The organism is Mycobacterium sp. NGS26 (genome assembly GCF_059813025.1).
Genome location: NZ_JCALDU010000002.1, coordinates 937,967 through 961,780, shown reverse-complemented (window position 1 = coordinate 961,780; position 23,814 = coordinate 937,967). Strand labels below are relative to the sequence as shown.

At 71.2% G+C, this 23,814-nt stretch carries 7 protein-coding genes (1 of these 7 running past the window's edge); 6 read left to right on the top strand and 1 reads right to left on the bottom strand.

Going from position 1 to position 23,814, the window contains the following annotated elements:
- The first annotated feature begins 68 nt into the window (after positions 1–68).
- The 6 genes from AC5Y6X_RS10470 (at position 69) to AC5Y6X_RS10445 (ending at position 5,740) form a co-directional block, all read left to right on the top strand.
- Complete coding sequence (locus AC5Y6X_RS10470) at positions 69–410, top strand: hypothetical protein (protein WP_499986349.1); 342 nt, start codon at positions 69–71, stop codon at positions 408–410.
- 102 nt (positions 411–512) lie between these two features.
- A complete protein-coding gene (locus AC5Y6X_RS10465) occupies positions 513–2,279 on the top strand; it encodes a serine/threonine protein kinase PknE (RefSeq protein WP_499986348.1) in 1,767 nt (588 codons plus the stop codon).
- Between the two features lie 253 nt (positions 2,280–2,532).
- On the top strand, positions 2,533–3,201 hold the full coding sequence (locus AC5Y6X_RS10460) for a C39 family peptidase (protein WP_499986347.1): 669 nt from the start codon (positions 2,533–2,535) through the stop codon (positions 3,199–3,201).
- Between the two features lie 4 nt (positions 3,202–3,205).
- Positions 3,206–3,823, top strand: a complete 618-nt coding sequence (locus AC5Y6X_RS10455) for a TIGR03085 family metal-binding protein (RefSeq protein ID WP_499986346.1) — start codon at positions 3,206–3,208, stop codon at positions 3,821–3,823.
- A gap of 6 nt (positions 3,824–3,829) precedes the next feature.
- Positions 3,830–4,690: an SCO6745 family protein gene (locus AC5Y6X_RS10450; protein WP_499986345.1), complete on the top strand. Its 861-nt coding sequence runs from the start codon at positions 3,830–3,832 to the stop codon at positions 4,688–4,690.
- Between the two features lie 30 nt (positions 4,691–4,720).
- A complete protein-coding gene (locus AC5Y6X_RS10445; RefSeq protein WP_499986344.1) occupies positions 4,721–5,740 on the top strand; it encodes a TIGR03617 family F420-dependent LLM class oxidoreductase in 1,020 nt (339 codons plus the stop codon).
- A gap of 5 nt (positions 5,741–5,745) precedes the next feature.
- On the opposite strand, the gene AC5Y6X_RS10440 is transcribed toward AC5Y6X_RS10445, so the two are convergent.
- Positions 5,746–23,814, bottom strand: the 3' portion of a protein-coding gene (locus tag AC5Y6X_RS10440) for a non-ribosomal peptide synthase/polyketide synthase (RefSeq protein WP_499986343.1). Its footprint extends 12,282 nt past the window's final position; only the last 18,069 of its 30,351 coding nucleotides appear in the window; the start codon falls outside the window, past its right edge — the gene reads right to left on this strand; it ends in the stop codon at positions 5,746–5,748.

Sequence of the window (23,814 nt, the reverse complement as noted above, 5' to 3'; positions counted from 1 at the left end):
GCGCGACACCACTTTCAATCCATGTCGCGAAAATTGTCGCGGCACCCTTCAGGAGGACCATCGGGCAGGTGAGCAGTGCGAACGACGATCGCGATTACCGCAACCTGGCGGTGAATCGACTGCGGCCCAGCGAACTTCACTGGGCGCTCAACCACGACTCCGTGCACGGGATCGCGTACGCGTTCCGGCACCCCGTCGCGGTCGCGGAAGCCACCGACGACCCGAACGACGATCGGAAGACCTACCTCATCCGGGTCAGGCGCGACGACTTGGCCAGGGCGCTGGGAAGGATCAACGACTGGATCGTCCAAAATCCCGGCCCGGCCGGGATGCACGCGTACGGCTTCGTCAGGGCCTTGTCCCGGGAGGGCCTGAGCGAACGCAGGAACGGCGGCGAAGAGCGGCCCTGACCGCTTTGCTGGCATTCTCCGCGTTCACCGTGCCCGGTGGTTGCCCGAACCATTAGCCTTATGCCTGGCATTCCACCGCGTACGGCGGGTGAGGAGTCGGCGATGAGTGACACGACCGCGGATTCGCGTGAGGGTTCGGAGTTCGGGCCGTACCGGCTGCGGCGGCTGGTCGGTCGCGGCGGCATGGGCGACGTCTACGAGGCCGAGGACACGGTGCGGGAACGGGTCGTGGCGCTGAAGCTGATGTCGCCGGCGCTTTCCAGCGACCCGGTGTTCCGCTCCCGGATGCAGCGCGAGGCCCGCACCGCGGGGCGGCTGCAGGAGCCGCACGTCGTGCCGATCCACGACTTCGGCGAGATCGACGGGCAGCTCTATGTCGACATGCGCCTGATCGACGGCGTGGACGTGGCGACCATGCTGAGCCGCTACGGGCCGCTGGCCCCGCCGCGGGCGGTGGCGATCGTGCGCCAGATCGGCTCGGCGCTCGACGCCGCGCACGCCGCGGGGGTGCTGCACCGCGACGTGAAGCCGGAGAACATTCTGGTCAGTTCGGACGACTTCGCCTACCTCGTCGATTTCGGGATCGCCAGCGCCAGCTCCGACGAAAAGCTGACGCAGTTCGGCACCACGGTGGGCACCTTCAAATACATGGCCCCCGAGCGGTTCTCCGACGCCGAGGTGACCTACCGGGCCGACATCTACGCCCTGGCGTGTGTGCTGTACGAGTGCTTGACCGGCTCGCCGCCGTTTCAGGGGGACCAGATCAGCGTGATGAGCGCGCACCTGAACCAGGCGATCCCGCGGCCCAGCGCGGCGCGCCCGGGCATTCCGGTCGCCTTCGACCGCGTGATCGCCCGCGGCATGGCGAAAAAGCCCGAGGACCGCTACGCCACCTGCGGTGACCTGTCGGCTGCCGCCTACGCGGCGCTGGCCACACCCGATCAGGACCGCGCCACCGACATCCTGCAGCGCAGCCAGCTCGCGGGGCTGCCGGCCGCTTTCGCCGGCCCGCCGCCCGGCGGTGTCGCGCCGCCGCCCGCGGTGGTGACCCACGCGCCGCCGCCGGGGCCGGGCTGGGGTGCGCCCACCGGAATGCCCACCGGAATGCCCGCCTCGATGCCGACCGGGATGTCCACCGGGATGCCGCCGTGGGGCCAGCCACCGCGGCGCGGCGGTAAGCCCTGGCTGTGGGCCGGCGTCGCCGCCTTCGCCGTGGTGGTCGTCGTGGCCGTGGTCCTGGTGGTCGCCCGCCCGTGGCAGTCACCGTCCCCGGCCCCGCCGACTCCCCCACCGCCGCCGGCCGACGCGGTCGCGCTGCGGGTCCTCGACGACGGCGTGTTCGTCGGTAGCCCGGCGGCATCGACCACGATCGACATCTTCAACGAACCCATCTGCCCACCGTGCGGCAGCTTCATCAGGTCGAATGCCGGCGACATCGACACCGCGGTGAACAACAAGAAGCTCGCGGTGCGGTATCACCTGCTCAACTTCCTCGACGACAAATCGCGCAGCAAGGACTACTCGACCCGCGCGGTTGCGGCGACGTATTGTGTTGCGGCGCAAAATGATCCGAAGCTCTACAGCGGCTTCTACACCGGCCTGTTCGCCAGCAACTTCCAGCCCGCGGAGGACGCCTTGGAAGATCGCACCGACGGCGAACTGGCCCAGCTGGCCAAGACCGTCGGCGTGGACGCGAGCGTGATCAACTGCATCAAGGCGGGCGACGACGTCGCCACCGCGAAGGCGAAGGCGGCGGCCGGCGACGCGACGCTGTCCGGGTTCAATGCCTCCGGGACGCCGTTCGTGTGGGACGGCACCAAGGCCGTGAACTATCAGGACGCGACCTGGCTCACCAAGCTCATCGGGTGATCCGCTCAGTCCCCGACACTTAAACGACGCACACGACACGCCGACGGGTGTCGCAGCGATTTAAGTCTCGGAGAACAAGCGGGCCGCGCGGCCGGCAAGGGGTGAGCAATCCGTCGTAATCGGGACAAAGTTTCCGCGCGTCGGTGCAAGATCTTGACCAGGTTCGGATCGATGATCCCTGTAGGGCGACCCGTGAGCCTTTTCTCCATACTCCCGACGCGCCGCCGCGGGGCGGCCCGAGAAGAGGACACGCATGACAAGGATCCCGAGGACCACGGTCGCGGCGGCGGCGCGAATCGCCGGGCTGGTGCTCCTCGCGTGCGCCGCGGCATCGGGGGGCGGATCCGCGGCGGCCCACGCCGAAACGGGCAGGTCCGTCCCCGACGCCAACTACGAGCTGGGCATGCACGGCGACCCCGCGGCCGCCGCGCGCTTTTGGCAGCGGCAGCACTCCTCGGACTGCGGGGAGCTGGCGGTGGCCGACGTGGTCGGCCAGATCACCGGCCGCGAACCCAGCGAGCAGCAGATCACCGCCGTCGCCGAAGCCACCCAGGGCGCGGTGGGCCGCGGCCCGATCTGGAAACCCGCCGGCAACACCGACATCAGGAATCTGCCGGTGCTGTTGTGGCACTACTGGATCCGGTCGGAGAACATTCAGACCACGACCAAAGCGCTGGAGCAGGATCTGACCGGGGGGCGCAAGGTCGTCGTGATCCTCAACGCCGAAACCATCTGGAACCGGCCGGGCAGGCGAGACTCCGCGAACCATTTCGTGGTCGTCACCGGCATCGACACCAGCACCGGCGTCGTGCACCTCAACGACAGCGGCGTCGACACCGGGCGCGACGAGCGGGTCCCCCTCGCGACCTTCGAACGCGCGTGGGCGCCCAACCGCAACTCGGCCGTCGTCACACTAGGCTGAACGCGTGTCGGTTGCCCAACGCGAACGTGCCGCCCTCGTCGAAACCATGCGCAGCGTCGGACCCGAGGCGCCCACCCTGTGCGAAGGCTGGAAAACCAGGGACCTGGCGGCCCATCTGGTGATCCGCGAGTACCGCCCCGACGCCGCGCCCGGCATCGTGATCCCGTTCTTCGCCGGCCACACCGACAGGGTGCAAAACGAGGTGGCCGAGCGCGACTGGGACGAGCTGCTCGACAAGATCGCGTCCGGCCCGCCGGCCTACTCGCCGCTCAAACTGCTTGACCCGGTCGCCAACGTCGGGGAGATGTTCATCCACCACGAGGACGTGCGACGTGCGCGGCCGGGCTGGGAGCCGCGGGCACTCGAGCCGGCGCTGGCCTCCAGGCTGCGCCGGACCCTGCCGCTGATGGGCCGGCTGACGCTGGCGAAGGTTCCGGGCCGGGTCGCGTTGCGCACCCCGGAGGGCAAGACGCTGCTGACCGCCGGGCGGGGCCCGGCCGTCACCGTGACCGGCGCGCCCGAGGAGCTGCTGCTGTTCTCCGTCGGGCGGGCGGCCCGTGTCGAATTCGCGGGCGACGAGGCGGCTGTCCAAGCGGTGCGCGACGCGCCCAAGGGGTTGTAGCCCGTCATGCCCAGACAACCGGACCTTGCCCGACGTTTGTACGACCGGTTCACGCCGGTGCATTCGGTGACGTACTTCGCTCCCGAGGCGCGGGCAGCGCTGGATGGGCTGGGCTACCGCGGCTTCTGGATGGGCTACTTCGCCGCCCGGTCGGCGCCGCTGGGCATGGTGCCGACGGAGGTGGTGACGGCCATCTTCTACAACTTCGCCCCCGAGCGCGTCGCCAAGGCCCTGCCCGCGGCATGGCAGATCGCCGGCCCGGAGGCCGCGTTGCACGCCCGGCTCGAATCCGCGGTCGCGGCGCTGCGTCGCTACGGCATCGCCGCGGATGAAAATGTCCGCACCGCAGCGGAATTGGCGACGAAGGCGGCGAGGCAGGCGCCCTTGGACGGGCGTCCGCTGTTCGCCGCGAACCTGGCGCTGCCGTGGCCGGACGAACCGCTGGCCGCGCTGTGGCACGCGACGACGCTGCTGCGCGAGCAGCGCGGCGATACCCACGTCGCGGTGCTGGCCGCCGCGGGTATCACGGGCCGGGAATGCAACGTGCTGCACGCCGCCGCGGGTGAGGTGCCCCGCGATTACATGGCGCGCGCTCGCGACTACGACGACGCCGAGTGGCGCCACCACGAGCAACGGCTGGCCGAGCGCGGCCTGCTAGACGGCGACGGGTCGCTGACCGCGGCCGGCCGGCGGCTCAAGGACGACATCGAATCGCGCACCGACGCGCTGTCGCTGTCGGCGCTCGACGCGCTGAGCGACGACGAGGTGGAGTCCCTGCTCCGGGCGCTCACCCCGGTCACGCGGGCGGTGATCGCCGGCGGCGACATCCCCGCCGTCACCCCGATGAGCCTGCGACGCGACTTCTAGCTCGTTCGGCGGACGCGGTACGTTTCGACGATGCAGGTCGACGCGATGACCGTTCCTCAGCCTTTAGGGCAGATCGCCGACATCGCCCGGCGCACGCAGGCCGCGGGCTTCTCCGGCCTCCTGTTCACCGAAACCGGGCGCACGGCGTACCTCGACGCCGCCGTGGCGTCGCAGGCCGCGCCCGGTCTCGAACTGTCCACCGGCGTGGCGGTCGCCTTTCCGCGCAGCCCGTTCGTCACGGCGGCAGCCGCGTGGGAACTCCAGGAGGCCACCGGCGGGAGGTTTCGGCTCGGTCTGGGCACCCAGGTCCGCACGCACGTGGTGCGGCGCTACGGCATGCCGTTCGATCGCCCCGGCCCGCGGCTGCGCGACTACGTGCTCGCGGTGAAGGCGTGCTTCGCCGCGTTCCGGTCGGGGAAGCTCGACCACCACGGCGAGTTCTACGACCTCGACTTCATCACCCCGCAGTGGAGCCCGGGGCCCATCGACGCACCCGATCCCAAGGTCGACATCGCCGCGGTGAATCCGTGGATGCTGCGCATGGCGGGCGAGGTGGCCGACGGCGTTCACATCCATCCGCTCGGTGAGCCCGGCTACCTGGCGCGCCACGCGATACCGAATCTCGTTAAGGGAGCGGCCAATTCGAACCGCTCCCCGTCGGGCCTCGCGGTCGTCGTGCCGGTCATGACGATCGTCGGCGACAGCGAGGAAGAGCGCCGCGCCGAGCGCGAACTCGTGCGGGGCAGCCTCAGCTTCTACGCGAGCACACCCAACTACGCCTTCATCCTGGACGAGGCCGGATTCGAGGGGACGACCGCGCGCATCCGGGAGAGGCAGAAGGCCGGCGACTTCCAGGGCATGGCGGCCCAGATCACCGACGATCACATCGCAACCTTCGCCACCGAGTCGACGTGGGACGGCCTGGCCGACGCGCTCGTCGCCAAGTACGACGGCATCGCGACCCGCATCGTGTTGTACAACGCCCTGGCCGACCCCGAGCGCTTCGAGCGCTACGGCGAGGTCGCGCGGCGCATTTCGGCGCGGTCCTGACCGGCCTACACCGACGTTTTGGTTCGCAGTTGCCGGCTCAGGCTCGCCACGGTGGGCGAATCGAACACGCTGCGCACCGTGAGGCAGGCGTCCGTGCTGTTGTTGATGGCCGCGATCAGGCGCATGGCCGAAATGCTGTCGCCGCCAAGGTCGAAGAACGAGTCGTCGACCCCGACCCGCTCGACGCCGAGCACGTGGGCGTAGATGTCGGCCAGCAGCTGCTCGGTGGCGTTGGCCGGGGCGCGGTATTCGCCGCCGCTGTATTCGGGCGCCGGGAGGGCGCGGGTGTCGAGCTTGCCGTTGGGTGTCAGCGGCAGCGTGTCGAGTTCCACCACGGCCGCCGGAACCATGTAGTCAGGTAGCCGCTGCGCCAGCGCGGTGCGCGCCTCGGCCGGGTCGGCGGTCCCGGTGACGTAGCCGACGAGGCGTTTGTCGCCCGGGCGATCCTCGCGCGCGATCACCACCGCCTGCTCCACGTCGTCCAGCCTTGCCAGCGCGGCCTGGACCTCACCGAGTTCGATGCGGTACCCGCGGATCTTGACCTGCTCGTCGGCGCGCCCGAGGTAGCGGAGTTGCCCGTCGTCACCCCAGCAGACCAGGTCTCCGGTGCGATACATGCGTGTTCCGGGCGCACCGGAGAACGGGCAGGCCACGAACCGCGACGCGGTCAGCCCGGCCCGGCCGATGTACCCGGCCGCCACGCCGGAGCCGGCCACGTACAGCTCGCCGACCACGCCCGGCGGCACCGGACGCAACCAGCCGTCGAGCACGAACAGCGCGGCCCCGGGCACCGGGGAGCCGATGGGGGGCGTCCCCGATCCGGGCGCCAGCGGCGCGCTGATCGAGACACACATCGTCGTCTCCGTCGGGCCGTAGGCGTTGACCATCGTCCGCCCGGGCGCCCAGCGGTCCACCACCTCGGGCGGGCACGCCTCGCCGGCCATCACCAGCGCCACCGACTCCAGCCCCTGCGGCGACAACATCGCCACCGCCGACGGGGTCTGCGTGAGCACGCTGACCTTCTCGCCAATCAGCAAGGCGCGCAAGCCTTCCGGTGAGCGCGCCACCGACTCGGGCACCACCACCAGCCGACCGCCGCGCAGCAGCGCGCCGAAGATCTCCCACACCGAGACGTCGAAGGCGTACGCGTGACTTTGCGTCCACACCCCCGGGCGCGGCAGGCCGGCATCCAGTGACGCCAGCAGCCGGGTCACGCTGCCGTGGGTGACGGCAACACCCTTGGGGGTGCCGGTGGTGCCCGACGTGTAGATCAGGTAGGCGATGCCGTCCGCCGCGGGTGCCGGCAACGGCGTGGGCGGGCGGGTGGCGATCTCGGGGTCCTCGATGTCGATGACGCTCAGGTCTCGTGCGTCCAGCCGCGACCGCAAACCGGCGGTGGTGACCGCGGCGACAGGCGCGGCATCGGAGAGCATGAACCTGATCCGGGTCGCCGGCGCGGCCGGGTCGATCGGCAGGTAGGCGGCCCCCGTCTTGAGCACCGCCAGGATCGCGGTGATGGCCTCGGCCGACCGCGAAAACAGCAGCGCCACAGACTCTCCCGGGCCCGCGCCGTGGGCGGCCAGCAGGTGCGCCAACCGGTTGGCGGCCTCGTCGAGCTCGCGGTAGGTCATGGACAGGTCTCCCCAGCTGATGGCCACCGCATCCGGCCGGCGTGCCACCTGTTCGGCGAACAACGCCGGGATGGATGGCGGCGCGGGCGTTGGTCGGGTCAGCACCGCGCGGTTGCCGATCTCGGCGAGGCGGGCGTGCTCCCGTTCGTCGAGCAGGTCCACCGACGAGAGCGGCCGGCTCGGGTCGGCGGTCATCGCCATCAGGACCCGCCGCATCCGCTCGCTCACCGCGTCGATGGCTTGCGCGTCGAAGACGTCGGTGTCGTACTCGACGCGGAAGCCCAGCTCGTCGCCCGACGGGGCGGCCTGCATCGTCAGCGGGTAGTGGTTGTATTCGCGGACGCTGGCGTCGGTCAAGGCGAGCCCGTCGCCCCCCGACAGTGCGCCGGTGTCGATCGGGTAGTTTTCGTAGGCGAACAGCGTGTCGAACAGCTTGTCCTGACCGGTGATTCGGTGCATCTCGCTCAGCGCGAGGTGCTGGTGCTCCAGCGTGTGGTTGTGGGCGTCCTGCAGCTGGTCGATCAGGTCCGCGGCGGTGGTCGCCGCCGCGATGTTCGCCCGCACCGGGATCGTGTTGATCAGCAGGCCCACCATCGATTCGGCGCCGGCCAGGTCGGCGGGCCTGCCGGACACCGTCGTGCCGAACGCGACATCGTGGTGGCCCGTCGCCCAGCGCAACAGTTGCGCCCAGGCGGCCTGCAGCACGCTGCTGACGGTCGCGTGGCGCGAGCGCGCCAACTCGGTGAGCGCGCGCGTCGTCTCGGCGGACACCCCGAACGACATGACGCCGCGGGCACCCAGGCCCAGCCGCCCCGGCGGCCCGACCAGCGTTGGGACGTCGAAGCCGGCCAGCACGTCGGTCCAGGCCGCGCGGGCGGAGTCGAGGTCGCGCTCGGCCAGCCAGGTGATGAAGCTGCGGTAGGGCGCGGCGGCGGGCAGTCGCCGGCCGAAGTAGCTGCCGAACAGCTCCCCCAGCATGATCGGCAGGGACCAGCCGTCGAGCACGATGTGGTGGATGGTCAGCACCAGCCGGTGCCGGTCGGCCGCGGTGCGGACCAGCGCCACGCGGAAGGGCGGCTGGTCGGCCAGCTCGTAGACCGCGGAGCGCTCGTCGGCGCACAGCCGTCGCATGTCCGCGCCGTCGATGTTCTGGCCGCCGCTGAGATCCAGGTGGCGCCAAGCGATTTCGGGATCGGCCTGGATGATCTGCACCGGTTCGTCGAACTGTTGGCTGAAGCGCGCCACCAGGTTCGGACGCCGGGTGGCCAGGGTGCGCATCGCGTCGCGCAGGCGCGGGGCGTCGAGCGAACCCGTCACCGTGAAATCGAGCTGCACGGCATACGGGTGGTCGTCGTTGTCGTGCGCGGTGTCGGCGTGGAAGAGCAGCCCCTGCTGCAGCGGGGTCAGCGGCAGCACGTCGGCGATCCGGTGCTGCCGCTGCAGCTGGTCGAGCTGCGCTTGGGTCAGGGGCGCGGGCGCGACGTCGGACGGGGTCAGCCCGCCGCCACCGGACCGGACGTGGGCGCAGATGCCGGCCAGCGCGTCGAACCACAACCGGCTCAGCCGGGTGACCTGCTCCCGATCGAGGGCCGAGGGCGCCCAGGTCCAGTCGGCGTGCAGGTGCGGGCCCGCCTCGGTGTCGACGGTGACGGCGTTGACGGCGACCGTGTGCATCAGCGGCATCGGAATCGCCGACGCCACGGAGCCGACCGACGCGCCGTCCGGGCTGATCCGCCAACCGGTTTCGGCCTGCGCCGCTGGGGTGGCGGGGGCGCCCATGCGCCCGAAGTAGTTGAACCCGATCGGCGGGTCGGAGCCGTCCAGGGCGGCGTCGTCGCTGAGGTAGCGCAGCAACCCGTACGTCAGGCCGTCGGGCGTTGCCCTGAGCTGCTCCTTGGCGTCCTTGACCGCCGGGCCCAGCGCCGCGCCGCCGGCGACCACCTGCGCCCACGACGGTCCACCGACCGCCAGCGACACCGGGTATTTGGTGGTGAACCAGCCGACGGTGCGGGACAGGTCGACGTCGCGGCCCAGTTCCTCGTGGCGGCCGTGGCCCTCGACGTCGATGCCGATCGGTTTCTTCCCGGTGCCCAGGAACTCGGCGATTGCCAGGGCGTAGGCGATCAACAGGATGTCGTGGATTCCGGCGTGGAACGCCGCGGGCACCTCGCCCAGCAGCATCCGGGTGGTCTCGGCGTCCAGCCGCGCGCTCAGGTGGCCCGCGCTGGCGTAGGTGTCTGTTTGCGGTCGTACCGGTGGCAGCGCGGCCGGGGCGGCCGCCACCTGGCGCCAGATGTCCACCTGCTCCGCCACTTTCGGGTGGTGGGCGTGCTCGGCCAGCAGCGTGGCCCACCGGGCGAACGACGTTCCGCCGGCCGGCAGGGCCACCGGTTGCCCGCCGCGATGCTGGGCCCAGGCGATGTTCAAGTCCTCCAACAGGATTCGCCAGGACACCCCGTCGACGGCCAGGTGATGAACGATCAGCGCCAGTTGGCGGGTGGGGGCGGCCCACAGCGCGCTGAGCATGATTCCGGCGGCCGGGTCTAACCGCATCCGCGCGCCCGCCACCGCCGCATCGGACAGCTCGCCGACCGAGCGCACCAGCCCGCGCGCGTCCACCGACCCCGGCTCGGGCACCGTCAGCGACCAGCCGCCGGCGCCGTCGTCCACGCACAGCCGCAGCGCGCCATGCCGATCCAGCAGGGCCTGCAGCACCGTCACGACGTCGGCCTCGGTCACCCCATCGGGGGCCTGCACCAGCATCGCCTGGTTGAACTGCCCCACCGGGCCGTCAACGTCCTGCAGCCACCGCATGATCGGGGTCGACGGCAGCCGCCCGACGCCCTCGTCGATGCCGCCGCCGCCATCGCCGGCCTCCGCAACCACCATGGCCAGGCGAGCCACGGTCTGCTCGACGAAAACGTCGCGCGGCCGACACGTCAGGCCCGCGGCGCGGGCACGCGCCACCACCTGCATCGACAGGATGCTGTCGCCGCCCATCTCGAAGAAGGAGTCGTCGACGCCGACGCGGTCCACGCCCAGGAGCTCGCCGTAGATGCCGGCCAGGATTTCCTCGATCGCGTTGTCCGGGGCGCGATATCGATCGGCATCGCGGTACTCCGGCGCGGGCAGGGTCCGCTTGTCGAGCTTGCCGCTGGGCGTCAACGGCAGCTTCTCAACCACCACCACGGCGGCCGGCACCATGTACGCCGGGAGGCGTTGCGTCAGCGCCTTGCGCGCCCCGGCCGGGTCGGCGGTGCCGACGATGTAGCCGACGAGGCGCAAGGCGGCGGGGCGGTCCTCACGGGCGATGACGACCGCCTGCTCCACCCCGTCCAGCGCGGCCAAAGCCGTTTGGATTTCACCCAATTCGATGCGGTAGCCGCGGATCTTGACCTGCTCGTCGGCGCGACCCAGGTATTGCAGCTGCCCGTCGGCGCCCCAGCGCACCAGGTCCCCGGTGCGATACATCCGTGCGCCCGACCCGCCGAACGGGCACGCCACGAACCGCGACGCGGTCAATCCGCCGCGGCGCACGTATCCGACGCCCACGCCGCGGCCGGCCACGTACAGCTCGCCGACCACACCGGTGGGCACCGGGTGCAACCACCCGTCGAGCACGAACAGCGCCGCCCCCGGCACCGGCGAACCGATCGGCGGCGACCCGGACCCCGGTGCCAATGGCGCGCTGACCGACGCGTAGATCGTGGCTTCCGTTGGGCCGTAAGCATTCAGCATCGCCCGTCCTGGTGCCCACCGGTCGGCCAGCTCGGCCGGACAGGCCTCGCCGGCCACCATCAACGTCGCGTCGTCCAACCCGTCGGGCGACAACATGCCCGCGGCGGGAGGGGTTTGGGTGATCATGCCGACCCGCTCCGCGGCCAGCAGGGCGCGGAGTTCTTCCGGTGAGCGCGCCACCTCGTCGGGCACCACGACCAGGCGCCCACCGTGCAGCAGCGGGGCGAAGATCTCCCAGGCCGAGACGTCGAAGACCAGCGAATGGGTTTGCGACCACACCCCGGTCGACGGCAGGCCCGCGCCCAGTGTTTTCAGTAGCTGGGTCGCATTCTGGTGGGTGATGGCGACCCCCTTGGGCGTCCCCGTGGTGCCCGAGGTGTAGATCAGGTAGGCGAGATCGTCCGGGGCGGGTACCGGTAGCGGCGTGGCGGGTTGGGTGTCGATGCCGGGATCACCGGCGTCGACGACCGCAACGCCGCGCCCGTCGAGCTTTTCGGCCAGCGAGGCGGTGGTGACCGCGGCGGCCGGCTCGGCGTCGGCCAGCATGAACTCGATTCGCGCCGCCGGCAGCGCGGGATCGATCGGCAGATAGGCCGCCCCGCTCTTGAGCACCGCGAAAATCGATACGATCGCCTCGGCCGAACGCGAAAACAGCAGCGCCACAACCTGTCCCGGGCCCGCACCGCCTCCGGCCAATTCGTGCGCCAACCGGTTCGACGCCGTATCCAGCTCCCGGTACGTTAGCGACCGGCCGTCGCACACCAGCGCAACCGCATCCGGGGTGCGGGCGACCTGTTCGGCGAACAGCGCCGGGATGGACGCCTCCTTGCCCGCCGGCCGGGTCAGCACGGCCCGGTTGCCGAACTCGTCCAGCCGCGCGCGCTCGTGCTCGTCGAGCAGGTCCACCGCCGACAACGCCTGGGCGGGATCGGTTGTCATCGTTACCAGCACCCGCCGCAACCGCCCCGTCAACGTTTCGATGCTGTCCGCGTCGAACACGTCGGTGCGGAACTCCACCCTGCCGCCGATCCCGGCGGGCTCGCCGGCATCGTTCCAGCGCTCAGCCAAGGAGAACGTCAAATCCATGCGGGCGGACTGCGTTTCGAGCGGCAGCGGTGTGACCCGCAGATCGCCCAGGCCCAGCCCGGCGGCGGGGTCGCTGGTGTGCCCGGGCAGGTTCTGCCAGGCCAGCATGACCTGCACCAGCGGATGATGGGTCAGGCTGCGGGCGGGGTTGACCCGGTCCACCAGCACCTCGAAGGGCACGTCCTGATGCTCGTAGGCCGCCAGGCTGCGCTGGCGCACCTGCGCCAGCAGGTCGGCGAAGGTGGGGTCACCGCCGACGTCGACGCGCAGCACCAGGGTGTTGACGAAGAATCCGACCAGCTCGTCCAGCGCCGGGTCGCGCCGCCCGGCGATCGGAAAGCCCACGGCGACATCGGAATTGGCGCCGATCTTGGACAGCAGCACCGCCAGCGCGGCCTGCACCACCATGAAGCTGGTCGCGTTGTGCTCGCGGGCCAGCCGCTTGATCTGATGCTGCAACTCGGCGGGCCAGTCCACCGCAACCGTGGCGCCGCGCTGGTCGGCCACCAGCGGGTAGGGCCGATCGGTGGGCAGCTGCACCCGCTCGGGCATCCCGGCCAGCGCGTCCTCCCAGTAGGCCAGCTGGGCGGCCAGGGGGCTTTCGCTGTCGTCGAGGTCGCCGAATTGCGCGCGCTGCCACAGCGTGTAGTCGACGTACTGCACCGACAGGTCGGCCCAGTCGGGGGCTTGCCCGGCGCAGCGGCTGGCGTAGGCCACGCCCAGGTCGCGCACCAGCGGGGTGATCGACCAACCGTCGGCGGCGATGTGATGCACCGCCGCCGCCAGCACATGCTCGTCATCGCGGATGCGGAAAAGCCGTGCCCGCAGCGGGATTTCGGCGGCCAGGTCGAAGGTGTGGGCGGCCGCCGCGGCGATGGCGTCGTGCAGCCGACTTTGCGGCCACCCGGTGGCGTCGACGACGTCGCACCCGAGGTCGGCCCGCTCGACGGGAAGCACGACTTGTCGCGGTATCCCATCGGGCGCCTCGTACAGCGTGCGCAGGGTTTCGTGACGGCCTACCACGTCCGCCAGCGCCGCGCCCAGCGCGTCGGGATCGAGTCGCCCGTCCAGCCGCAACGCGACCGCAATGTTGTAAACGGGTGAGGGCCCCTGCAATTGGTCGATGAACCAGAGCCGGTTTTGGGCGAACGACAGCGGAACCACCGCCGGCCGCTCGCCGGCCACCAGCGGCGCGAGCCCGACCGCGCCCTCGCCCAGACGGGGCGCCAGCTGGGCGACCGTGGCCGCCTCGAAGACGGTGCGCACCGCGAGGTCGGCGTCCATGCTGTTGTTGATGGCTCCGATCAGGCGCATCGCCGAAATGCTGTCGCCGCCAAGGTCGAAGAAGGAGTCGTCGACGCCGACCCGCTCGACGCCGAGCACCTCGGCGAAGATGCCGGCCAAAATCTCCTCGACGGCGTTGGTCGGGGCGCGGTATCCCGCCGCGGTGTATTCGGGCGACGGCAGCGCGCGGGTGTCGAGCTTGCCGTTGACCGTCAGCGGCAGCGCGTCGAGCTCCACCACGGCCGCCGGAACCATGTACTGGGGCAGCCGGTCGGCCAACGCGCTACGCGCCCCGGCCGCGTCGGCGCTGCCGGTGATGTAGCCGACGAGGCGTTTGTCGCCGGTGCGGTCCTCGCGGGCGATCACGACCGCCTGCTCGACGCCCTCCAGCGCGGCCAAAGCCGTTTGGATTTCGCCCAATTCGATGCGGTACCCGCGGATCTTGACCTGCTCGTCGGCGCGACCGACGTAGCGTAGCTGCCCGTCGGCGCCCCAGCGCACCAGGTCGCCGGTGCGATACATGCGCTCGCCCGGCTCTCCGAACGGGCAGGCCACGAACCGCGACGCGGTCAGCCCGGCCCGGCGCACATACCCGGACCCGACCCCGCGGCCGGCCACGTACAGCTCGCCGACGACACCGGCCGGCACCGGGCGAAGCCACCCGTCGAGCACGAACAGCGCGGCCCCGGGCACGGGCGAGCCGATCGGCGGCGACCCGGACCCCGGTGCCAATGGCGCGCTGATCGACGCGAATATCGTGGTCTCGGTCGGGCCGTAGACGTTGATCATCGTCCGCCCGGGCGCCCACCGGTCCACCAGCTCGGCCGGGCAGGGCTCCGCGCCGACCGCCAGCGCCGTCGAATCGAGGCCCTGCGGCGACAACATCCGCACCGCCGACGGCGTCTGGCTCAGGACCGTCACCCGTTCGTCGACCAGCAGCGCGTGAAAGTCCCTCGGGGAGCGGGCCACCGGCTCGGGCACCACGACCAGCCGCCCGCCGTGCAGCAGCGCGCCCCAGATCTCCCACACCGAGAAGTCGAAGGCGTAGGAGTGGAACTGCGTCCACACCTGCCCCGGCGCCAACGTCAGGCCGACGTCCAGCGAGCCGAACAGCCGGGTCACGTTGTGGTGGGTGACCGCCACGCCCTTCGGGGTGCCGGTGGTGCCCGACGTGTAGATGATGTGGGCGATGTCATCGGGCGCCGGCGCGGCCAGTTTGACACCGGGCTCGACGTCCCGGACGTCACCGGAATCGATGACCGGAACGCGGTAACCGTCGAGCTTGTCGGCCAGATCGGCGGTGGTGATCGCGACGATCGGCTCGGCGTCGCCGAGCATGAATTCGATCCGGGCCGCCGGGTGCGCCGGGTCGATCGGCAGGTAGGCCGCCCCGGTCTTCAGCACCGCCAGGATCGCGGTGATGGCCTCGGCTGAGCGCGAAAACAGCAGTGCCACAGAGCTTCCCGGGCCCGCGCCGTGGGTGGCGAGACGACGGGCCAGCCGGTCGGCGGCGTCGTCGAGTTCGCGGTAGGTCATCGACGTGCCGGCGCAGCCGATGGCCACCGCATCCGGCGTGCGTGCCGCCTGTTGGGCGAACAGCGCGGGAATCGATGCCGGTGTCACCGGCCGGGTCAGCGCCGCGCGGCCTCCCCACTCGTCCAGGCGGGCGCGCTCGGGTTCGTCGAGCACATCCATCGACGACAGCCGCCGGGACGGGTCGGCGGTCATGAACGCCAGCACCCGCCGCAATCGCTCGATCAGTGCGCCGATGGTTTGCGCGTCGAAGACGTCGCCGTCGTATTCGACGCGAAGGCGCAGTTCGTGCCCGGGCTGGGCCTGCACGGTCAGCGGGTAGTGGGTGGATTCCCGGGCGGTGATATCGGTGACGGCCAGCTCGTGGTCGCGCGACAGCGCGCCGGCGTCGATCGGATAGTTCTCGTAGGCGAAGAGGGTGTCGAAAAGCCTGTCCTGACCGGTGATTCGGTGAATCTCGCTCAGCGCCAGGTGCTGGTGCTCGAGCGTGTGGTTGTAAGCGCCCTGCAGTTGGTCGAGCAGGTCGGCGGTGGTGGTCGCCGCCGCGATGGTCGCCCGCACCGGCACCGTGTTGATCATCAGGCCGACCATCGTTTCCGCGCCGGCGACCTCGGCGGGCCGACCCGAGACCGTGGTGCCGAACACGACATCGCGCTGCCCGGTCAACCCGCACAGCAGCTGGGCGAACGCGGCCTGCAGCACGGTGTTGACGGTGGTGTGACACGAGCGCGCCAGGTCACGGACGGCCCGGGTGAGCGCCGACGACAGGTCGGACGTCTCGACGCGTTGCCGCCCCGGCTCCAGCCGGTCCCGGAGGCCGACGAGCGTGGGGGCGTCGAACCCGGCGAGCACGTCGCCCCAGGCGCCGCGGGCGGCGTCGAGGTCGCGGTCGGCCAGCCAGGTGAAGAAGCTGCGGTAGGGCGCCGCCGCCGGTAACCGCTGCCCGTAGTAGGCGGCGAACATCTCACCCAGCAGGATCGGCATCGACCAGCCGTCGAGGGCGATGTGGTGGTTGGTCAGCACCAGCCGGTGCCGGTCGGCGGCGGTGCGGATCAGCGCCACCCGAAAGCCCGGCTGGTCGCCGAGGTCGCAGACCGCGGCGCGCTCGTCGGCGCAGAGGCGTTGCGCATCCGCGCCGTCGATGTTCTGGCCGCCGCTGATATCCAGGTGGCGCCAAGGAATCTCGGGATCTGCGGGAATGACCTGCACGGGTTCGTCGAACCGTCGGCAGAAGCGGGCCACCAGGTTCGGGTGCCGGGTGACCACCGTGTGCACCGCGGCGCGCAGGCGATCGGCGTCCAGCGGGCCGGTCACGCTGATGTCCAGCTGCCCCGCGTAGAGGTCGTCGGTGTCGTGCGCGGTGTTGGCGTGGAAGAGCAGCCCCTGCTGCACCGAGGTCAGGGGCAGCACATCGGCGATGCGGCATTGCCGCTGCAGCTCGTCGAGCTGCGGCTGGGTCAGGCGCGCGGGCGCGACGTCGGACGGGCTCAGTCCGCCGCCGCCGGATCGCACGTGGGCGCAGATGCCGGCCAGCGCGTCGAACCACAACCGGCTCAGCCGGGTTACCCGCTCCTCGTCCAGCGCCGAGGGCGCCCACGTCCAATTGGCGTGCAGCTGGGGGCCGTTGTCGGTGTCGACGGTGACGGCGTTGAGCTCCACGGTGTGCATCAGCGGCATGGGGATCGCCGCGGCCGCGGCGGTGACCGACCCGCCGTCCCGGCCGATCCGCCACAGGTCGGCGGAGAGCTCGGTCGCGCCGCCGGGACGGCCCAGGTAGTTGAACCCGATCGGCGGGTCGGTCCCGTCCAGGTCGACGTCGGGGTTCAGGTAGCGCAGCAGCCCATAGGTCAGGGCGCCGGGCAGGGCGCGAAGCTGCTCCTTGGCGTCCTTGACGACGGCGCCCAGTGCGGCGTCGCCGGCCACCACCCGCGACCAGTCCAGCCCGGCCACCGCCAGCGACACGGGGAATTTGGTGGTGAACCATCCGACGGTGCGGGACAGGTCGACGTCGTGGCCCAGTTCCTCGTGCCGCCCGTGTCCCTCGACGTCGATGCCGATCGGCGTGCCGGTGCCCAGGAATTCCGCCGCCGCGAGGGCGAAAGCGATCAACAGGATGTCGTGGACGCCTGCATGGAACGCCGCGGGCACCTCGCCGAGCAGCATCCGGGTCGTGTCGACGTCCAGCTGCGCCGACAGATGCCCGGCGGTGGCGTAGGTGTCGGTTTGCGGCTGCACCGCTGGCAGCGCTGCGGGCGTGGCCGCGACCTGCCGCCACGCGTCGGCCTGCTCGACCACCACGCGGTCGCGCGCGTGCTCGGTCAGCAGGTCGGCCCAGCGGGCGAACGACGTTCCGCCGGCGGGCAGCGCCACCGGTTGCCCGCCGCGATGCTGGGCCCAGGCAATATTCAGGTCCTCCAACAGGATTCGCCACGACACCCCGTCCACAGCCAGGTGGTGAATGATCACCAACAGTTGCCTTGTGGCGCCGACCCACAACGCGCTCACCATGATCCCCGCGGCCGGGTCCAACCGCATCCGCGCGGCCGCCACCGCCGCCTCGGACGACTCGTCGACCGAGCGCACCAGCTCGCGGGCGTCCACCGACCCCGGCTCGGGAACCGTCAACGACCAGCCCGCGGCGCCGTCGTCGTCCACGCGAAGCCGCAGTGCCCCGTGGCGATCCAGCAAGGCCTGCAACACAATTCCCACGTCGGCCTCGGTGACCCCCTCGGGGGCCTGCACCAGCATCGCCTGGTTGAACTGCCCCACCGGGCCGTCCACGTCCTGCAGCCACCGCATGATCGGGGTCGCCGGCAACCGTCCGACACCCTCGTCGATCACGCCGGCGTCGCCGTCGGCCACGCCGGCCACCCGGGCCAGCCGGGCCACGGTCTGCTCGACGAAGATGTCGCGGGTTCGGCATGTCAGGCCGGCGGCACGCGCGCGCGTGACCACCTGCATCGACGAAATGCTGTCTCCACCGAGGTCGAAGAAGGAGTCGTCGACGCCGACGCGCTCGAGCCCGAGCACCTGGGCGTAGATGCCGGCCAGGATTTGCTCGATCGCGTTGTCCGGGGCGCGATATCGATCGGCATCGCTGTACTCCGGCGCGGGCAGGGCGCGCTTGTCGAGTTTGCCGTTTTGTGTCAGCGGCAGCTCCTGCAACACCACCACCGCGGCCGGCACCATGTACGCCGGAAGCCGCTCGGCCAGCGCGGCGCGCACGCTCGCCGGGTCGGCGATCCCGACGACATAACCCACCAGGCGCTTGTCGCCGGAGCGGTCCTCGCGGGCGACGACCGCCGACTGCTCCACCCCGTCGACCCCGGCCAAAGCCGTTTGGATTTCGCCCAATTCGATGCGATAGCCGCGGATCTTGACCTGCTCGTCGGCGCGGCCCAGGTACTGCAGTTCCCCATCGGCGCGCCAGCGCACCAGGTCGCCGGTGCGATACATGCGTGTCCCGGACCCGCCGAACGGACATGCCACGAACCGCGATCCGGTCAGACCCGCCCTCCGCCAATACCCGGCGCTTACCCCGGCGCCGGCCACGTACAGCTCGCCGACCACGCCGGTGGGCACCGGCCGCAACCAGCCGTCGAGCACGAACAGGGCCGCCCCCGGCACTGGCGAACCGATGGGCACGTCAACCGAATCGGTTGTCAGCGGCGCGCTCATCGCGGCGTACACGGTGGCCTCGGTGGGGCCGTAGGCGTTGATCATCAGCCGGTCGGCTGCCCAGCGGTCGGCCAGCTCGGCCGGGCAGGCCTCGCCGGCCACCACCAACGCCGTCGACTCCAAGCCCTCCGGCGGCAACATCCCTGCGGCGGACGGGGTTTGGCTCAACACGCCGACGTCCTCTTCGACGAGCAGGGCGTGGAGGTCTTCCGGCGAGCGCGCCACGTCTTCGGGCACCACGACCAGGCGCCCGCCGTGCAGCAGCGCGCCGAAGATCTCCCACACCGAGACGTCGAAGGCCAACGAATGCCACTGCGACCACACCCCCGTTGACCGCAGGACCGGATCCATCGACGCCAGCAGCTGGGTCACATTGCGATGGGTCACCGCCACGCCCTTCGGGGTCCCGGTGGTGCCCGAGGTGTAGATCAGGTACGCGAGATCGTCGGGCGCCGGTACCGGTAGCGCCGTGTCGGGCTGGGTCTCGACGGCGGAGTCCCCGACGTCGATGACCGCAACGCCGTGCCCGTCGAGCTCGTCGGACAGATCGGCGGTAGTGATCGCCGCGATCGGCGCGGCGTCGGCCAGCATGAATCCGATCCGCGCCGCCGGCAGCGCCGGGTCGATCGGCAAATAGGCCGCGCCGCTCTTCAGCACCGCCAGGATCGAGACGATCGCCTCGGCCGAACGCGAAAACAGCAGCGCCACAACCTGTCCCGGGCCCGTACCGCGGCCCGCCAGTTCGTGCGCCAACCGATTCGACGCCGCATCCAGCTCCCGGTACGTCAGGGACCGGCCGTCGCACACCAGCGCAACCGCATCCGGGGTGCGGGCGACCTGCTCGGCGAACAGCGCCGGGATCGACGCCTGCGCGCCCGCCGGCCGGGTCAGCACGGCCCGGTTGCCGAACTCATCCAGGCGGGCCCGCTCCGCATCGTCGACGAGGTCCACCTCCGACACCGCCCGTGCGGGATCGGTTGTCATGGCCGTCAGCACCCGCCGCAACCGCTCCGTCAGCGTTTCGATGCTGTCCGCGTCGAAGACGTCGGTGCGGTACTCGACCGTCCCGCCGATCCCGGCCGGATCGCCGGCGTCGCTGAAGCGTTCGGCCAACGAGAACGTCAGGTCCATCCGCGCGGTCTGGGTGTCCACCGGCATCGGGGTGATCCGGACGTCGCCCAGGGTCAGCCCGGCGGCGGGGTCGCTGGTGTGGCCGGGCAGGTTCTGCCAGGCCAGCATGACCTGCACCAGCGGATGATGCGTCAGGCTGCGGGCGGGGTTGAGCCGCTCCACCAACACCTCGAAGGGCACGTCCTGATGCTCGTAGGCCGCCAGGCTGCGCTGGCGCACCTGACCCAGCAGGTCGGCGAAGCTGGGGTCACCGCCGACGTCGACGCGCAGCACCAACGTGTTGACGAAGAACCCGACCAGCTCGTCCAGCGCCGGGTCGCGCCGGCCCGCGATCGGAAAGCCCACAGCCACATCGGAATTGGCACTGATCTTGGACAGCAGCACCGCCAGCGCGGCCTGCACCACCATGAAGCTGGTCGCGTTGTGCTCGCGGGCCACCCGGGCCACCCGCCGCTGCAACTCGGCCGGCCAGTCCACCGCGATGGTGGCACCGCGCTGGTCGGCCACCAGCGGGTAGGGCCGATCGGTGGGCAGCTGCACCCGCTCGGGCATCCCGGCCAGCGCGTCCTCCCAGTAGGCAAGCTGCGCGACGATCGGGCTCTGGCCGTCATCGAGGTCGCCGAATTGCGCGCGCTGCCAAAGCGTGTAGTCGACGTACTGCACCGGTAGGTCGGGCCACTCCGGGGCTTGCCCGGCGCAGCGGCTGGCATAGGCCACGCCGAGGTCGCGCACCAGCGGGGTGATCGACGAGCCGTCGGCGGCGATGTGGTGCACGGCGGCCACCAGCACGTGCCGGTCCTCGGCGACGCGGAAAAGGTGTGCCCGCAACGGGATTTCGGTGGCCAGGTCGAATGTGTGCCGCGCCGTGCTGTCGATGGCCTCGTCCAGCTGCGCCGCCGGCCAGGCCGTGGCGTCGACGACCTGCCAGTCCGCCTGGGCCCGGTCGGCGGGCACCACCAGCTGCCGGGGTATGCCGTCGGGGGCGACGAACAGTGTGCGCAGGCTTTCGTGGCGGGACACGACGTCGCCCAGCGCCGCCCCCAGCGCGTCGACGTCGAGCGGGCCGTCCAGCCACAATGCCGTCGCCAGGTTGTAAACCGCTGAGGGTCCCTGCAATTGGTCCAGGAACCACAGCCGGCTCTGCGCGAACGACAGCGGAACGACCGCCGGCCGCTCCCCGGCCACCAGCGGCTCGAACCCGGCCGAGCCCTCGCCGAGACGCGGCGCCAGCTGAGCGACCGTGGGCGCCTCGAACACGGTGCGCACCGCCAGGCCGGCACCCGCGCCGTTGTTGATCGCGGCGATCAGGCGCATCGCCGAAATGCTGTCGCCGCCAAGGTCGAAGAACGAGTCGTCGACGCCGACCCGTTCGACGCCGAGCACCTCGGCGAAGATGCCGGCCAGAATCTCCTCGACCGCGTTGGTCGGGGGGCGGTGGTCGCCGGTCGTGTATTCGGGCGACGGGAGGGCGCGGGTGTCGAGCTTGCCGTTGGGCGTCAGCGGCAGCGCCTCGAGCGCCACCACCGCGGCCGGGACCATGTGTGCCGGGAGCCGGTCGGCCAGCGCGGTTCGCGCCGCGGCCGGGTCGGCGCTGCCGGTGATGTAGCCGACGAGGCGTTTGTCGCCCGGGCGGTCCTCACGGGCGATCACCACGGCCCGCTCCACGCCCAGCAGTGCGGCCAAAGCCGTTTGGATTTCGCCCAATTCGATTCGGTACCCGCGGATCTTGACCTGCTCGTCGGCGCGGCCCAAATAGCGCAGCTGCCCATCGGCGCCCCAGCACACCAGGTCGCCGGTCCGGTACATGCGGGCCCCGGGCTCCCCGAACGGGCAGGCAACGAACCGCGACGCGGTCAGCCCGGCCCTGCCGACGTATCCCGCCGCCACACCGGAGCCGGCCGCATAGAGCTCACCGACCACACCCAGCGGCACCGGTCGCAGCGCGCCGTCGAGCACGAACAAGGCCGCGCCGGGCACCGGGGAGCCGATCGGCGCCTCGCCCGATCCCGCCGTCAGCGGCGCGCTGATCGATACGCACATCGTCGTCTCGGTCGGTCCGTAGGCGTTGACCATCACCCGCCCGGGCGCCCACCGGTCCACCAGCTCGGGCGGGCAGGCCTCGCCGGCCGTCACCAGCGCCACCGAGTCCAGCCCCTCGGGTGAGAGCACGCCCGCCGCGGACGGGGTCTGGGTCAGCACGCTGACCCGTTCGCCGGTCAGCAGCTCGTGGAACTGGTGCGGCGCGCGCGCCGCCGACTCCGGCACCACCACCAGCCGGCCACCGCGCAGCAGGGGGCCGAAGATCTCCCACACCGAGACGTCGAAGGCCAGGGAATGACTGTGCGCCCACACCCCCGCCGCCGGCAGGCCGGCGTCCAGCGACGCCAGCAGCTGGGTCACGTTGCGATGGGTGACCGCCACGCCCTTCGGGGCACCGGTGGTGCCCGACGTGTAGATCAGGTAGGCGATGTCGGCCGGGTTCGGTGCCGGCAGGGCGGTGGCGGGTTGGGTGTGCACGGCGGGATCATCGACGTCGATGACCGCAACGCCGTGCCCGTCGAGCTTTTCGGCCAGATCGGCGGTGGTGACCGCGGCCGCAGGCGCGGCGTCGGCGAGCATGAACGCGAGCCGCGCCGCCGGCACCGCCGGGTCGATCGGCAGGTACGCCGCCCCCGTCTTCAGCACCGCCAGGATCGCCGCGACCGCCTCGGCCGAGCGCGAAAACAGCAGCGCCACAAACTGTCCCGGACCCGCGCCGTGACCGGCCAGCAGGTGCGCCAGCCGGGTCGACGCCTCGTCCAGCTCCCGGTAGGTCAGGGACAGGCCCTCGCACACCAACGCCACCGCTTCCGGTGCCCGGGCCACCTGCTCGGCGAACAACGCCGGAACCGACACCGGCGTGGCCGCCTGCCGGGTCAGCGCCGGCCGATTGCTGATCTCGTCAAGGAGCGCGTGCTCACGTTCGTCGAGCAGATCCACCGACGACAACGCCCGGGCGGGGTCATCGGTCATCGCCCCCAACATCCGCTGCAGCCGCCCGATCAGCGCGTCGATGCTGCCCGCGTCGAACACGTCGGTGCGGAATTCCACCCGGCCGCCGATGCCGGCGGGCTCGCCGCCCGGGGTCCAGCGTTCCGCCAGGGAAAACACCAGATCCATGTGGGAGACCTGGGTTTCCACCGGTATGGACGTGGCCTGCAGGCCCTCCAGCGCCAGGCCCGCGGCCGGGTCGTCGAGCCCGGCGAAGTTCTGCCAGGCCAGCATCACCTGCACCAGCGGATGATGGGTCAGGCTCCGGACGGGGTTGAGCCGCTCCACCAACAGCTCGAACGGCACGTCCTGATGCTCGAAGGCCTCCAGGCTGCGCGCCTGAATCCGGGCCAGCAGCTCGGTGAGGCTGGGGTCTCCGGCCATGTCGACGCGCAGCACCAGGGTGTTGACGAAGAACCCCACCAGCTCATCCAACGCGGGGTCGCGCCGCCCGGCGATCGGGAAGCCAACCGCCACATCGGAATTGGCGCCGATCCTGGACAGCAGCGCCAGCAGTGCGGCCTGCACCACCATGAAGCTGGTCGCGTTGTGCTCACGGGCCAGCCGGGCGATCCGCTGCTGCAACTCGGCGGGCCAGTCGACCGGCACGGTGGCGCCGCGTTGGTCGGCGACCCGTGGGTAGGGCCGATCGGTGGGCAGCTGCACCCGCTCGGGCATCCCGGCCAGCGCATTCTCCCAGTAGGCCAGCTGCGCGGCGATGCGGCTGTCGCTGTCGTCGAGGTCGCCGAATTGCGCGCGCTGCCACAGCGTGTAGTCGGCGTACTGCACCGGCAGATCGGGCCAGTCGGGCGCGCGACACGCACACCGGCTCGCATAGCCGACCCCCAGATCACGCACCAGCGGCGTCAGCGACCAGCCGTCGGCGGCGATGTGGTGCACGACGGTCATCAGCACGTGCTCGTCCGAGGAGATGCGGAAAAGCCTTGCCCGCAAAGGGATCTC